This is a genomic window from Pseudomonas sp. Tav-5-1A, assembly GCF_055755055.1.
This window is the reverse complement of record NZ_CM146901.1, coordinates 4,181,704-4,195,718: the sequence shown is the minus strand read 5'-3', so window position 1 is coordinate 4,195,718 and position 14,015 is coordinate 4,181,704. Positions and strand designations below refer to the sequence as shown.

General features: G+C 63.9%; 12 protein-coding genes. 7 read left to right on the top strand and 5 right to left on the bottom strand.

Translation table 11 applies throughout. The features are described 5' to 3' along the window. Positions 1 to 8 precede the first annotated feature (8 nt). Complete coding sequence (gene cspD / locus AC0J42_RS19075; protein ID WP_416425224.1) at positions 9 to 269, bottom strand: cold shock domain-containing protein CspD; 261 nt, start codon at positions 267 to 269, stop codon at positions 9 to 11. Positions 270 to 497: 228 nt separating this feature from the next. Here cspD and clpS point away from each other — a divergent pair, with 228 nt between their 5' ends. Then, complete coding sequence (gene clpS, locus AC0J42_RS19070; RefSeq protein ID WP_416425223.1) at positions 498 to 860, top strand: ATP-dependent Clp protease adapter ClpS; 363 nt, start codon at positions 498 to 500, stop codon at positions 858 to 860. A gap of 30 nt (positions 861 to 890) precedes the next feature. Next, a complete protein-coding gene (gene clpA / locus AC0J42_RS19065) occupies positions 891 to 3,161 on the top strand; it encodes an ATP-dependent Clp protease ATP-binding subunit ClpA (protein WP_416425222.1) in 2,271 nt (756 codons plus the stop codon). A gap of 165 nt (positions 3,162 to 3,326) precedes the next feature. Here the strand turns inward: clpA and infA are convergent, their stop codons facing one another. From infA to aat, 3 genes are all read right to left on the bottom strand, one after another. After that, positions 3,327 to 3,545 carry a translation initiation factor IF-1 gene (gene infA, locus AC0J42_RS19060; protein WP_002553999.1) on the bottom strand — a complete coding sequence of 73 codons (219 nt, stop codon included), beginning with the start codon at positions 3,543 to 3,545 and terminating at the stop codon, positions 3,327 to 3,329. 100 nt (positions 3,546 to 3,645) lie between these two features. After that, on the bottom strand, positions 3,646 to 4,353 hold the full coding sequence (locus AC0J42_RS19055; RefSeq protein ID WP_473003090.1) for an arginyltransferase: 708 nt from the start codon (positions 4,351 to 4,353) through the stop codon (positions 3,646 to 3,648). 57 nt (positions 4,354 to 4,410) lie between these two features. Beyond that, on the bottom strand, positions 4,411 to 5,091 hold the full coding sequence (gene aat, locus AC0J42_RS19050) for a leucyl/phenylalanyl-tRNA--protein transferase (RefSeq protein ID WP_473003087.1): 681 nt from the start codon (positions 5,089 to 5,091) through the stop codon (positions 4,411 to 4,413). Positions 5,092 to 5,483: 392 nt separating this feature from the next. Here aat and AC0J42_RS19045 point away from each other — a divergent pair, with 392 nt between their 5' ends. From AC0J42_RS19045 to cysG, 5 genes are all read left to right on the top strand, one after another. Next, positions 5,484 to 7,898: a DNA translocase FtsK gene (locus AC0J42_RS19045; RefSeq protein WP_416425219.1), complete on the top strand. Its 2,415-nt coding sequence runs from the start codon at positions 5,484 to 5,486 to the stop codon at positions 7,896 to 7,898. Positions 7,899 to 7,957: 59 nt separating this feature from the next. Beyond that, a complete protein-coding gene (gene lolA / locus AC0J42_RS19040; protein ID WP_416425218.1) occupies positions 7,958 to 8,581 on the top strand; it encodes an outer membrane lipoprotein periplasmic chaperone LolA in 624 nt (207 codons plus the stop codon). An 18-nt stretch (positions 8,582 to 8,599) separates the two neighbouring features. Beyond that, on the top strand, positions 8,600 to 9,925 hold the full coding sequence (locus AC0J42_RS19035; RefSeq protein ID WP_473003084.1) for a replication-associated recombination protein A: 1,326 nt from the start codon (positions 8,600 to 8,602) through the stop codon (positions 9,923 to 9,925). Positions 9,926 to 10,241: 316 nt separating this feature from the next. Continuing rightward, positions 10,242 to 11,522 (top strand): serine--tRNA ligase, encoded by a 1,281-nt coding sequence (serS, locus tag AC0J42_RS19030; protein WP_416425216.1) that lies wholly within the window; start codon positions 10,242 to 10,244, stop codon positions 11,520 to 11,522. Then, complete coding sequence (cysG, locus tag AC0J42_RS19025) at positions 11,523 to 12,917, top strand: siroheme synthase CysG (RefSeq protein WP_416425215.1); 1,395 nt, start codon at positions 11,523 to 11,525, stop codon at positions 12,915 to 12,917. A 77-nt stretch (positions 12,918 to 12,994) separates the two neighbouring features. Here the strand turns inward: cysG and AC0J42_RS19020 are convergent, their stop codons facing one another. Then, positions 12,995 to 13,987 (bottom strand): glutathione S-transferase family protein, encoded by a 993-nt coding sequence (locus AC0J42_RS19020; protein WP_416425214.1) that lies wholly within the window; start codon positions 13,985 to 13,987, stop codon positions 12,995 to 12,997. Between the last annotated feature and the right edge of the window lie 28 nt (positions 13,988 to 14,015).

Below are 14,015 nucleotides of genomic sequence, written 5' to 3'. Positions count from 1 at the left end.
GGTGTCAGTCAGGCAGTAATGGTCTGCTGCACAGCCTGTGGGGCAGTGTGCTGGGCGGGGCTGTCGGTGGCAGCGGAAATGTCGACGGCGTGCAGGCCCTTGGGGCCCTGGATGATTTCGAATTTGACAGGCTGGCCGGCCTTGAGGGTCTTGTAGCCATCCATCTTGATGGCCGAGTAGTGGGCGAACAGGTCTTCGCTTTTGCCCTCTTCAACGATGAAGCCATAGCCCTTGGCGTTGTTGAACCACTTGACCTTACCGTTTGCCATGCTCATATCCCTCTGCAAAGGACTCCATCTCTGGAGTATCATCCACTTCATCCGGCATTCGGACCGATCAAAAAATTTGGTTGACTGCGCGGACCTTTATTCCCCAATGTGGGTTCTATTGTTTGTAACACCGTTTTGCCGATAGTCAAGGTCATGCGGCGGCCGAGCTTACAGTCGGTCACAAGGTCAACACACAACCCTATTCGCTCAACCATGAACCTTCTTTCCATGCATGCATTCAGCCAGATTCGACTAACATTCAATCAGGATCGCCCGGAATCGCATGAGGACGATTCCGCAGGCGTGGCCATACAGGAGGCCAAGCCGGCCTTGAAGGCGCCACCCATGTATAAGGTGGTTTTGTTTAACGATGACTACACACCGATGGATTTCGTCGTCGAAGTGCTCGAGGTGTTTTTCAACCTTAACCGCGAGCTGGCGACCAAGGTCATGCTCGCCGTCCACACGGAAGGGCGAGCCGTATGTGGATTGTTTACCCGCGACATCGCCGAGACAAAGGCCATGCAGGTCAATCAGTACGCCAGGGAAAGCCAGCATCCGCTACTCTGTGAAATCGAGAAGGACGGTTAATCGCCGACCACTTGGGTATGAGGTGAAGCTATGTTAAACCGCGAGCTCGAAGTCACCCTCAATCTCGCCTTCAAGGAGGCGCGTTCCAAACGTCATGAGTTCATGACCGTGGAGCACCTCCTGCTGGCATTATTGGATAATGAGGCCGCCGCCACCGTTTTGCGTGCTTGTGGCGCAAACCTCGACAAACTCAAGCACGACTTGCAGGAGTTCATCGACTCCACCACGCCGCTGATCCCCGTCCACGACGAGGACCGCGAGACCCAGCCAACCCTGGGCTTCCAGCGTGTGCTGCAACGTGCTGTCTTCCACGTGCAGAGCTCGGGCAAGCGTGAAGTCACCGGCGCCAACGTGCTGGTCGCCATCTTCAGCGAACAGGAAAGCCAGGCCGTGTTCCTGCTGAAACAGCAGAGCGTGGCCCGCATCGATGTGGTCAATTACATCGCCCACGGTATCTCCAAGGTGCCTGGGCACGGCGATCATTCCGAGGGTGAGCAGGATATGCAGGACGACGAGGGCGGTGAGTCTTCTTCTTCAGGCAACCCGCTGGATGCCTATGCCAGCAATCTCAACGAACTGGCTCGCCAGGGTCGCATCGACCCGCTGGTAGGGCGTGAGCACGAGGTGGAGCGCGTCGCGCAGATCCTCGCGCGCCGCCGCAAGAACAACCCGCTGCTGGTGGGTGAGGCTGGCGTGGGCAAGACCGCCATCGCCGAAGGCCTGGCCAAGCGCATCGTCGACAACCAGGTGCCGGACCTGCTGGCCAATAGCGTGGTCTACTCGCTGGACCTGGGCGCCTTGCTGGCCGGTACCAAATACCGCGGCGACTTCGAAAAACGCTTTAAGGCGCTGCTGGGCGAGCTGAAAAAACGCCCGCAAGCCATCCTGTTCATCGACGAGATCCACACCATCATCGGTGCGGGCGCGGCGTCGGGCGGGGTGATGGACGCCTCTAACCTGCTCAAGCCACTGCTGTCCTCGGGTGATATCCGTTGCATCGGCAGCACCACGTTCCAGGAATTCCGCGGCATCTTCGAGAAAGACCGGGCCCTGGCGCGGCGCTTCCAGAAAGTCGACGTCAGCGAGCCTTCGGTGGAAGACACCATCGGCATCCTGCGCGGCCTGAAGGGGCGTTTCGAACAGCACCACAGCATCGAGTACAGCGACGAAGCCCTGCGCGCCGCTGCCGAGCTGGCCTCGCGCTACATCAATGACCGGCACATGCCGGACAAGGCCATCGACGTGATCGACGAGGCGGGTGCCTACCAGCGCCTGCAACCGGTGGAAAACCGCGTCAAGCGCATCGAAGTGCCACAGGTTGAGGACATTGTCGCCAAGATCGCGCGCATTCCGCCAAAACACGTCACCAGTTCCGACAAGGAGCTGCTGCGTAACCTGGAGCGCGACCTGAAGCTGACCGTGTTCGGCCAGGACGCGGCCATCGACTCGCTGGCCACCGCCATCAAGCTGTCCCGTGCGGGCCTGAAATCGCCAGACAAGCCAGTGGGTTCGTTCCTGTTCGCTGGCCCCACCGGCGTGGGCAAGACCGAGGCTGCGCGGCAGTTGGCCAAGGCCCTGGGCGTGGAGCTGGTGCGTTTCGACATGTCGGAATACATGGAGCGGCACACCGTTTCCCGTCTGATCGGCGCGCCTCCGGGCTACGTCGGTTTCGACCAGGGCGGCCTGCTGACCGAGGCCATCACCAAGCAACCGCACTGCGTGCTGCTGCTCGATGAAATCGAGAAGGCCCACCCGGAAGTCTTCAACCTGCTGCTGCAGGTGATGGACCACGGCACCCTGACCGACAACAACGGGCGCAAGGCGGACTTCCGCAACGTGATCCTGATCATGACCACTAACGCCGGTGCCGAGACCGCGGCGCGCGCTTCGATTGGCTTCACGCACCAGGACCACTCGTCCGATGCCATGGAAGTCATCAAGAAGAGCTTCACGCCGGAGTTCCGCAACCGCCTGGATACCATCATCCAGTTCGGCCGGCTCAGCCACGAAACCATCAAGAGCGTGGTCGACAAGTTCCTCACCGAACTGCAGGCCCAGCTCGAAGACAAGCGTGTGCTGCTGGAAGTGTCGGACGCGGCGCGCAGCTGGCTGGCAGCCGGTGGCTATGACGCCACCATGGGTGCCCGGCCAATGGCGCGGCTTATCCAGGACAAGATCAAGCGGCCGCTGGCCGAGGAGATCCTGTTCGGCGAGCTGGCCGAGCACGGCGGCGTGGTGCACATCGATGTGAAGGACGGCGAGATGACCTTCGACTTCGAAACCACGGCGGAAATGGCGTAACCGCTGTAGCCGCTGCCGGCAGGCTGCGCTGGCCCCTGTGTTCGCTGGAGATCTCCGGTGGGGCATAGGGCCAGCGCAGCCTGCGGCAGCGGCTACGGATTCGCTACAAATGTAGCGCCCACACAAAAACGCCCGGCATGCGCCGGGCGTTTTCGTTTGTGTCGCTTAGCGAGCGCGGTAAGTGATGCGCCCTTTGCTCAAATCGTAGGGCGTCAATTCAACGCGCACCTTGTCACCGGTCAGAATACGAATGTAGTTCTTGCGCATCTTGCCGGAGATATGCGCGGTAACGACGTGCCCATTTTCCAACTCCACGCGAAACATGGTGTTCGGCAGGGTGTCGACGACAGTGCCTTCCATTTCGAAGCTGTCTTCTTTCGACATGCAGTAAAGCCCTCGGTGTCCAGTTAATGGCCCGGTGCAACTGCGCCAGGCAAAAGCGGCGTGCATTGTGCCTGAAAAAGGGGCGTTACGCCAAGGCCCTTCAGTTGAGTGTCACCCAGCGCTGGTTAATCAGCAGTTCTATGGGCCGGTATTGGGTCTTGTAATTCATCTTTTTGCAGTTCTTGATCCAGTAGCCCAGGTACACCGCACCCAGTTCCAGGCGCAGCGCCTCGCCGATCTGCCACAAAATCGCAAAACGGCCCAGGCTGCGGCGCTCCTCGGCGGGTTCGTAGAAGGTGTACACCGCCGACAGGCCGTTGGGGAGCAGGTCGGTAACCGCTACGGCCAGCAACTGGCCATCGCGGCGGAATTCGTAGAAGCGCGAGAACGGCAGGTCGCGCACCAGGAAGGTGGAAAACTGATCGCGGCTGGGCGGGTACATGTCGCCATCGGCATGGCGCTGTTCGATGTAGCGCTGGTACAGGTCGAAGTATTCCTCGCTGAACGCAGGCTTGGTGGAAATCACCTGGATGTCGGCGTTGCGCTTGAGAATGCGTTTCTGCTGGCGGTTGGGGCTGAAGCTGGCCGCCGGGATGCGCGCCGGCACGCAGGCGTTGCAGCGCTGGCAGTGGGGGCGGTACAGGTGATCGCCGCTGCGCCGAAAACCCATTTCCGAGAGGTCGGCGTACACGTGCACGTCCATCGGCTGGCTGGGGTCGAGGAACAGGGTGGTGGCCTGCTCCTCGGGCAGGTAGCTGCACGAATGGGGTTGAGTGGCATAGAACTTCAACCGCGCCAACTCAGTCATGATCAACCCTCGGATCGAAACCTTTGAATAAGTGTAAGCCAGCTGCGCCCAACTCGCCTAACAAACCCAGGTGGCGGTGTTGGCCTGGTCGAGGTAGGTGCGCAGGTGCCAGGCGAAGTCTTCGCGGCTGATGGAGCGCGCGCCCAGGCTGAGCAGGTGCTCGGTAGGCATCTGGCAGTCGATCAGGGCGAAACCTGCAGCCTGCAGGTGGCCCACCAAGGCGGCGAAGCCGACCTTGGAGGCGTTGTCAGCGTGGCTGAACATTGATTCGCCGAAAAACAGCTTGCCCATGGCCAGGCCGTACAGGCCGCCGACCAGTTGCTCGCCTTGCCACACCTCCACCGAGTGGGCCAGGCCTTGCTCGTGCAGGTGGATGTAGGCCGCCTGCATGCTGCCGGTGATCCAGGTGCCGTCGGCATAGGCCCGCGGGCCTGCGCAGGCGCGGATGACCGCGGCGAAGTCGGTGTCGAAGGTGACCCGGTAGCGCTGCTGGCGAATCACCTTGGCCAGGCTGCGCGACACGTGCAGCTCGGCGGGGAACAGCACGGTGCGCGGGTCTGGCGACCACCACAGGATAGGTTGGCCGTCCTGGTACCAGGGGAAGCAGCCATGGCGGTAGGCCTGCACCAGCCGCTCGGCGCTCAGGTCGCCGCCAGCGGCCAGCAGGCCGTTGGGGTCGCGCAGGGCCTTGTCCAGCGGCGGGAAGGTGAGCTCGTTCTTTTTCAACCAGGTCAGCATGGAATTTTTCTGGCAGGGGGAGGGGAGGGCGCTTGTAGCCGCTGCCGCCAGGCTGCGCTGGCTCTTGGGTACACTGAAGAAATTCAGCGAGGCAAAAGGCCAGCGCAGCCTGCGGCAGCGGCTACAAGGGTGCGGCTGTGGTCAGTATTCAGGATAAAAACCCCGTCCTGCAACTCTACGGTCATGTCGCGGTCGTAAACCTTCGGGAATGTAATTGAAAAGCCTGCATAAGCCTTTGTCACAAAAGGCAATGCGTGCTCCAATTGAATCGTGCCAGACGCTCTGGGCTATGCTGTGGCGAACCCGTACAATGCTCCGTTCATTACCCTGATTTTTTATTGTTTGGTCCATCATCCGTTGTTGGCGCCCATGGGCGCAGGAAAAGACTTGTTTTGAAGAAATCCACCGCGACACCCAATCCCGTAGTGCCCCTGTGGCGTCAGCAAATGCACTACCGGCTCAAGGAAGGTGCCCTGATTGCCATGGGTGCCCTGTGCCTGTACCTGTGGATGGCGCTGCTCACCTACGACCAGGGCGACCCGGGCTGGAGCCACACCAGCACCGCCCATGAGGTGCAGAACGCGGCCGGCCGCGTGGGGGCCTTCGCCGCCGACATCCTGTTCATGGTGCTGGGTTATTTCGCCTACATCTTCCCGCTGCTGCTGGCGGTCAAGACCTGGCAGATCTTCCGCGAACGCCACCAGCCCTGGCAGTGGAGCGGCTGGCTGTTCTCGTGGCGACTGATCGGTCTGGTGTTCCTGGTGCTCTCGGGTGCCGCGCTGGCGCACATCCACTTCAAGTCCACCAGCCTGCCGGCCTCGGCGGGCGGCGCCCTGGGCGAAAGCCTCGGCGACCTGGCCTACAACGCGCTGAACGCCCAGGGCAGCACACTGCTGTTCATCGCCCTGTTCCTGTTCGGCCTGACCGTGTTCACCGACCTGTCGTGGTTCAAGGTCATGGACCTGACCGGCAAGATCGTCCTCGACCTGCTGGAACTGGTGCAAGGCGCCGCCGGCCGCTGGTGGGCGGCGCGCAACGAACGTCGCCAACTGGTGGCGCAACTGCGCGAGGTGGACGTGCGCGTGCACGACGTGGTCGCGCCCATTACCCCGGACCGCCGCGAGCAGGCCAAGGCCCGCGAGCGCATCATCGAGCGCGACCAGTCGCTGACCAAGCACACGGCCGAGCGCGAGAAGCAGGCGCCACCGGTGATCATGCCGGCCCCGGCCATGGCCAAGCCGCCAGAGCCGAGCAAGCGCGTGCAGAAGGAAAAACAGGTGCCGCTGTTCGTCGACAGCGCCGTGGAAGGCACGTTGCCGCCCATTTCCATCCTCGACCCGGCCGAAAAGAAGAAGGTCAACTATTCGCCTGAATCCCTGGCGGGCGTGGGCCACCTGCTGGAAATCAAGCTCAAGGAATTTGGCGTCGAAGTGTCGGTGGACTCCATCCACCCCGGCCCGGTCATTACCCGTTACGAAATCCAGCCGGCCGCCGGCGTCAAGGTCAGCCGCATCGCCAACCTGGCCAAGGACCTGGCGCGTTCGCTGGCCGTGACCAGCGTGCGCGTGGTGGAAGTGATTCCGGGCAAGACCACCGTGGGTATCGAGATCCCCAACGAGGACCGCCAGATCGTGCGGTTCTCCGAAGTGCTGTCGTCGCCGCAATACGACGAAGCCAAGTCGCCGGTCACCATGGCCCTGGGCCACGACATCGGCGGTAAGCCGGTCATCACCGACCTGGCGAAAATGCCGCACCTGCTGGTGGCCGGTACCACCGGTTCCGGTAAGTCGGTGGGCGTGAACGCCATGATCCTGTCGATCCTGTTCAAGTCCAGCCCCGAAGACGCCAAACTGATCATGATCGACCCGAAGATGCTCGAACTGTCGATCTACGAAGGCATCCCGCACCTGCTGTGCCCGGTGGTCACCGACATGAAGGACGCCGCCAACGCCCTGCGCTGGAGCGTGGCCGAGATGGAGCGCCGCTACAAGCTGATGGCGGCCATGGGCGTGCGCAACCTGGCCGGCTTCAACCGCAAGGTCAAGGACGCCGAGGAGGAGGGCACGCCGCTCACCGACCCGCTGTACCGCCGCGAGAGCATGGATGACGAGGCGCCGCTGCTCAAGACGCTGCCGACCATCGTGGTCATCGTCGACGAATTCGCCGACATGATGATGATCGTCGGCAAGAAGGTCGAAGAGCTGATCGCGCGTATCGCCCAGAAGGCCCGTGCTGCCGGTATCCACTTGATCCTGGCCACCCAGCGCCCGTCGGTGGACGTGATCACCGGCCTGATCAAGGCCAACATCCCCACCCGAATGGCGTTCCAGGTGTCGAGCAAGATCGACTCGCGCACCATCATCGACCAGGGCGGCGCAGAGCAGCTACTGGGCCACGGTGACATGCTGTACATGCCGCCGGGCACCAGCCTGCCGATTCGCGTGCACGGCGCCTTCGTCTCCGACGAGGAAGTGCATCGCGTGGTGGAAGCCTGGAAGCTGCGTGGCGTGCCGGACTACAACGAGGACATCCTCGCCGGCGTCGAAGAGGCCGGCAGCGGCTTCGAAGGCGGCGGCGGTGGCGGTGGTGGCGACGAGGACAGCGAGTCCGACGCGCTGTACGACGAGGCCGTCAACTTCGTGCTGGAAAGCCGCCGGGCGTCCATCTCCGCGGTGCAGCGCAAGCTCAAGATCGGCTACAACCGCGCCGCGCGCATGATCGAGGCGATGGAAATGGCCGGCGTGGTCACGCCGATGAACACCAACGGCTCGCGCGAAGTCATCGCGCCCGGGCCGATGCGCGACTGATTGAACTGCCGGCCGCCGAATCGTCGGTGGCCGGTCCCATTCTTTGTACGAGGATTCCCATGCGCCTGATTCGCATGCTGTTGGTTTCTGCCCTGGCCTTCTCCACGCTGCCGGCCCACGCCGACGACGCCGCCGTGAAAAGCCTGACCCAGTTGCTGGAAAAGTCCCAGACCCTGGCGGCGCACTTCTCGCAACTGACCCTGGACGGCAGCGGCACCCAGCTGCAGGAAACCTCCGGTGAAATGACCCTGCAGCGCCCGGGCCTGTTCTACTGGCACACCGCGGCGCCGAACGAGCAGACCATGGTTTCCGATGGCCAGAAGGTCAGCCTGTACGACCCCGACCTGCAACAGCTGACCGTCAAGAAGCTCGACCAGCGCCTGACCCAGACCCCGGCGCTGCTGCTGTCCGGTGACATCTCGAAGATCAGCCAGAGCTTCGACATCAGCGCCAAGGAAGCGGGCGACGTGATCGACTTCATGCTCAAGCCCAAGACCAAGGACACCTTGTTCGACTCGCTGCGCCTGTCGTTCCGCAAGGGCCTGATCAATGACATGCAACTGATCGACAGCGTCGGCCAGCGCACCAACATCCTGTTCACCGGCGTGAAAGCCAATGACCCGGTGGACAAGAGCAAATTCACCTTCGTGGCGCCCAAGGGCACCGACGTCATCCAGGAATAAGAGGTAGCCCCGCCCGTCATGGACCTGTTCCGCAGTGAGCCCATCGCCCAGCCCCTGGCCGCTCGCCTGCGGGCGCGCAACCTGGACGAATACGTTGGCCAGGAGCACCTGCTGGCCCGCGGCAAGCCGCTGCGCGAGGCGCTGGAGCAGGGTGCGCTGCACTCGATGATCTTCTGGGGGCCGCCTGGCGTGGGCAAGACCACGCTGGCGCGGCTGCTGGCGGAGGTTTCCGACGCCCATTTCGAGACCGTCTCGGCGGTGCTGGCCGGGGTCAAGGAGATTCGCCAGGCCGTTGAAGTGGCCAAGCAGCAGGCCGGGCAGTACGGCCGCCGCACCATCCTGTTCGTCGACGAAGTGCACCGCTTCAACAAGTCCCAGCAGGACGCCTTCCTGCCATACGTGGAAGACGGCACGCTGATATTCATCGGTGCCACCACCGAAAACCCTTCGTTCGAGCTCAACAACGCACTGCTGTCGCGCGCCCGCGTGTACGTGCTCAAGAGCCTGGACGAGGCGGCGCTGCGGCGCCTGGTGGACCGCGCACTGACCGAGGAGCGCGGCCTGGGCAAGCGCCAGCTGCGCCTGGGCGACGAGGCCTTCGGTATGCTGCTGGCGGCCGCCGACGGTGACGGCCGGCGCATGCTCAACCTGCTGGAAAACGCATCGGACCTGGCCGAGGACGGCGAGGAAATCGCCACCGAGCTGCTGCAGAGCCTGCTGGGTGACACCCGTCGGCGCTTCGACAAGGGCGGCGAAGCCTTCTACGACCAGATCTCGGCGCTGCACAAGTCCGTGCGTGGCTCCAACCCGGACGCCGCGTTGTACTGGTACGCGCGCATGATAGACGGTGGCTGCGACCCGCTGTACCTGGCCCGGCGCGTGGTGCGCATGGCCAGCGAAGACATCGGTAACGCCGACCCGCGCGCCCTGGGCCTGTGCCTATCGGCGTGGGACGTGCAGGAGCGCCTGGGCAGCCCCGAAGGCGAGCTGGCGGTGGCCCAGGCCATCGTCTACCTGGCCTGCGCGCCGAAAAGCAACGCCGTGTACATGGGCTTCAAGCAGGCCATGCGCGAAGCCACCGAGTACGGCTCGCTGGAAGTGCCGCTGCACCTGCGCAACGCCCCCACCAAGCTGATGAAACAGCTGGGCTACGGCGAGGAATACCGCTACGCCCACGACGAGCCCGACGCCTACGCTGCCGGCGAAGACTACTTCCCCGAACAGCTGGAGCCGCGCGCCTACTACCAGCCGGTGCCTAGAGGCCTGGAACTGAAAATCGGCGAAAAGCTCAAGCACCTGGCCCAACTGGACCGCCTCAGCCCGCGCCAGCGCCGCAAGCCCTGAAGGGCTGGCACGTTGCAACAGGCTGCGGCACCCATGACGCGGCCTGCGGCCGCTGCTACGGAGGGGACGTAGCCGCTGCCGCCAGGCTGCGCTGGCCGGTATGAACCCTGGAGATTTCCAGTGAGGCACGCGCATGTCTTGATTGTCAGGGTGTCGTCGAGATCTCGCGCTGCCAGCCTTGTTTGCCCGGTTCTGCAACACGCAACTGGAAACAGCCCTTCTATCCCGGTACGCTGGCCGTTAATATGGTCGGCTGCCCGGTGTCCTGCCCGCAACAAGGGCTGACCAAGACTTAATTTGATAACGAGAGACCGACATGCTCGATCCCCTGATTTTGCGTACCAAGCTCCACGAAACCGCGGATCGCCTCGCAGCCCGTGGCTACAGCCTGGACGTGGCGCGCCTGGAAGCGCTGGAAGCCCAGCGCAAGACCGTACAGACCCGCACCGAGCAACTGCAGGCCGAGCGTAACGCCCGCTCCAAATCCATTGGCCAGGCCAAACAGCGCGGCGAAGACATCGCCCCGTTGATGGCTGACGTCGACCGCATGGCCGGTGAGCTGGCCGAAGGCAAGGCCGAGCTGGACAAGCTGCAGTCCGAGCTGGACGCCATCGTGCTGGGCATTCCCAACCTGCCGCACGAGTCGGTGCCGGTCGGTGAAGACGAAGAAGGCAACGTCGAAGTGCGCCGCTGGGGCACCCCGGCCGACTTCGGCTTTGCCGTGAAAGACCACGTGGCCCTGGGCGAGCAGTTCGGCTGGCTGGACTTCGAGACTGCCGCCAAGCTGTCCGGCGCACGCTTCGCCTTGCTGCGCGGCCCGATTGCCCGCCTGCACCGCGCCCTGGCGCAGTTCATGATCAACCTGCACGTCACCGAACACGGTTACGAAGAGGCCTACACCCCGTACCTGGTCCAGGCCCCGGCGCTCAAGGGCACCGGCCAGCTGCCCAAGTTCGAGGAAGACCTGTTCAAGATCAGCCGCGAAGGCGAGGCCGACCTGTACCTGATCCCGACCGCCGAAGTGTCGCTGACCAATATCGTGGCGGGCGAGATCCTCGACGCCAAGCAGCTGCCACTGAAACTGGTCGCCCACACCCCGTGCTTCCGTAGCGAAGCCGGCGCATCGGGCCGTGACACCCGCGGGATGATCCGCCAACACCAGTTCGACAAGGTCGAGATGGTGCAAGTGGTCGAGCCGTCGAAATCCATGGAAGCCCTGGAAAGCCTGACCGCCAACGCCGAGCGCGTGCTGCAGGCCCTGGAGCTGCCGTACCGCGTGCTGGCCCTGTGCACCGGCGACATGGGCTTCAGCGCCGTGAAGACCTACGACCTGGAAGTGTGGATCCCCAGCCAGGACAAGTACCGCGAAATCTCCTCGTGCTCCAACACCGGTGATTTCCAGGCCCGCCGCATGCAAGCGCGTTTCCGCAATCCGGAAACCGGCAAGCCGGAGCTGGTGCACACCCTCAACGGTTCGGGCCTGGCCGTGGGCCGCACCCTGGTGGCCGTGCTGGAAAACTACCAGCAGGCCGACGGTTCCATCCGCGTGCCGGAAGTGCTGAAGCCGTACATGGGCGGCATCGAGGTCATCGGCTAAATGGAATTCCTGCCGCTGTTTCACAAGCTCAAGGGCAGCCATGTGCTGGTCGTGGGCGGTGGCGAGATTGCCTTGCGCAAGTCGCGCCTGCTGGCCGATGCCGGCGCGCTGCTGCGCGTGGTGGCCCCGGCCATCGAAGCGCAGTTGGATGAACTGGTGCGCAGCAGCGGCGGTGAAGCGGTGCGCCGCGGTTATCAGGAGAGCGACCTGGACGGTTGCCAACTGATCATCGCCGCCACCGACGACGAAGCCCTCAACGCCCAGGTGTCGGCCGATGCCAAGCGTCGTTGCGTGCCGGTCAACGTGGTGGATGCGCCGGCCCTGTGCAGCGTGATCTTCCCCGCCATCGTCGACCGCTCGCCGCTGGTGGTGGCGGTGTCCAGCGGCGGCGATGCGCCGGTGCTGGCACGCCTGATCCGCGCCAAGATGGAGGCCTGGATTCCGGCCGCCTACGGCGAGCTGGCCGGCTTGGCGGCGCGCTTCCGTGCCCAGGTCAAAGGCCTCTACCCCGACGTGCAGCAGCGCCGCGCGTTCTGGGAAGAGGTGTTCCAGGGCCCGATTGCCGACCGCCAACTGGCCGGGCAGGGCGCCGAAGCCGAGCGGCTGCTGGTGGAGAAAATCAACGGCCAGCCGCCCCACGCACCGGGTGAAGTCTACCTGGTGGGGGCCGGCCCCGGTGACCCCGACCTGCTGACCTTCAAGGCCCTGCGCCTGATGCAGCAGGCCGACGTGGTGCTGTACGACCGCCTGGTGGCCCCGGCCATCATCGAGCTGTGCCGCCGCGACGCCGAGCGCATCTACGTCGGCAAGCGCCGCGCCGACCATGCCGTGCCGCAGGACCAGATCAACCAGCAACTGGTGACCCTGGCCAAGCAAGGCAAGCGCGTGGTGCGGCTCAAGGGTGGCGATCCGTTCATCTTTGGCCGTGGTGGCGAGGAAATCGAGGAACTGGCGGCCCATGGCATCCCGTTCCAGGTGGTGCCGGGCATTACCGCGGCCAGTGGTTGCGCGGCCTACGCCGGCATCCCGCTGACCCACCGTGATTATGCCCAGTCGGTGCGCTTCATCACCGGCCACCTCAAGGACGGCACCAGCGACCTGCCTTGGGCAGACCTGGTGGCGCCGGCCCAGACCCTGGTGTTCTACATGGGCCTGGTGGGCCTGCCGAGCATCTGCGAGCAGCTGATCAAGCACGGCCGCGCCGCCGATACCCCGGCAGCGCTGGTGCAGCAGGGCACTACCGTCAACCAGCGGGTCTTCACCGGCACCCTGGCTGACCTGCCACGGCTGGTGGCGGAGCATGAAGTGCATGCGCCGACGCTGGTCATCGTGGGTGAAGTGGTGCAACTGCGCGAGAAGCTCGCCTGGTTCGAAGGCGCCCAGCAAACCGTGTAACCCCGTAGCAGCGGCCGCAGGCCGCGTCACAGGCACTGCGTAGTGTCCTGACGCGGCCTGCGGCCGCTGCTACAGGTTTACGCGATGCCTTTGCCTGGCAGGCGCGCGCGGTCGTGGGGCAGGGTGAAATCCTGCGCCGGGCCTTTTGGCACCACTCCCGTCGGGTTGATGGTGGCGTGGCTGGCATAGTAATGATGCTTGATGTGCTGGAAATCCACCGTCTGCGCCACACCCGGCCACTGGTACAGCTCACGCAGCCAGTTCGACAGGTTCGGGTAGTCGGCAATGCGCCGCAGGTTGCACTTGAAGTGCCCGTGGTACACCGCGTCAAAGCGAATAATCGTGGTAAACAGCCGCACGTCCGCTTCGGTCAGGTACTCGCCGGCCAGGTAACGCTGCTCACCCAGCAACCGCTCCAGGCGGTCCAACTCGGCAAACACATCATCGAACGCCGCCTCATAGGCTGACTGCGACGTGGCAAAGCCTGCGCGATACACGCCATTGTTGACCGCCGGGTAGATGGCCTCGTTCAGCGCGTCGATGGTACCGCGCAGCGCCTCGGGGTACAGGTCCAACGTGTTGCCGGTCAGGTCGTTGAACGCGCTGTTGAACATGCGGATGATCTCCGCCGATTCATTGCTGACGATGCGCCCCAGCTTCTTGTCCCACAGCACCGGCACGGTGACGCGCCCGGTGTAGTCCGGCGTCTCGGCGGTGTAGCGCTGGTGCATGAATTGCAGGCCGTCGAGCTTGTCGCCAGTGGAGCCGAGCGTTGTGTCGAAGGTCCAGCCGTTCTCGCGCATCAGCCAGCTGACCACCGACACGTCGATCAGGCTTTCCAGGCCCTTGAGCTGGCGCACGATGAGTGTGCGGTGCGCCCAGGGGCAGGCCAGTGACACGTACAGGTGGTAGCGGCCGGCCTCGGCCTGGAAGCCGCCTTCGCCGCTGGGGCCCGGGCGGCCGTCGGCGGTCACCCAGTTGCGACGCTTGGCCGCTTCGCGCTGGAACGCGCCGTCTTTGGCGCTTTCGTACCACTGGTCATGCCAGCGTCCTTCGATCAACAGGCCCATGGGCTGGACTCCTCGCAAACTCTATAAG

What these genes read in the sequence shown, in the direction of transcription:
- aat (WP_473003087.1), bottom strand. Translation starts at nt 5,091, where the DNA reads ATGCTGACCTGGTTGAAAAAGAACGAGCTCACCTTCCCGCCGCTGGAC.
- cspD (WP_416425224.1), bottom strand. Translation starts at nt 269, where the DNA reads ATGGCAAACGGTAAGGTCAAGTGGTTCAACAACGCCAAGGGCTATGGC.
- cysG (WP_416425215.1), top strand. Translation starts at nt 11,523, where the DNA reads ATGGAATTCCTGCCGCTGTTTCACAAGCTCAAGGGCAGCCATGTGCTG.
- serS (WP_416425216.1), top strand. Translation starts at nt 10,242, where the DNA reads ATGCTCGATCCCCTGATTTTGCGTACCAAGCTCCACGAAACCGCGGAT.
- infA (WP_002553999.1), bottom strand. Translation starts at nt 3,545, where the DNA reads ATGTCGAAAGAAGACAGCTTCGAAATGGAAGGCACTGTCGTCGACACC.
- AC0J42_RS19055 (WP_473003090.1), bottom strand. Translation starts at nt 4,353, where the DNA reads ATGACTGAGTTGGCGCGGTTGAAGTTCTATGCCACTCAACCCCATTCG.
- AC0J42_RS19020 (WP_416425214.1), bottom strand. Translation starts at nt 13,987, where the DNA reads ATGGGCCTGTTGATCGAAGGACGCTGGCATGACCAGTGGTACGAAAGC.
- clpA (WP_416425222.1), top strand. Translation starts at nt 891, where the DNA reads ATGTTAAACCGCGAGCTCGAAGTCACCCTCAATCTCGCCTTCAAGGAG.
- lolA (WP_416425218.1), top strand. Translation starts at nt 7,958, where the DNA reads ATGCGCCTGATTCGCATGCTGTTGGTTTCTGCCCTGGCCTTCTCCACG.
- clpS (WP_416425223.1), top strand. Translation starts at nt 498, where the DNA reads ATGCATGCATTCAGCCAGATTCGACTAACATTCAATCAGGATCGCCCG.
- AC0J42_RS19035 (WP_473003084.1), top strand. Translation starts at nt 8,600, where the DNA reads ATGGACCTGTTCCGCAGTGAGCCCATCGCCCAGCCCCTGGCCGCTCGC.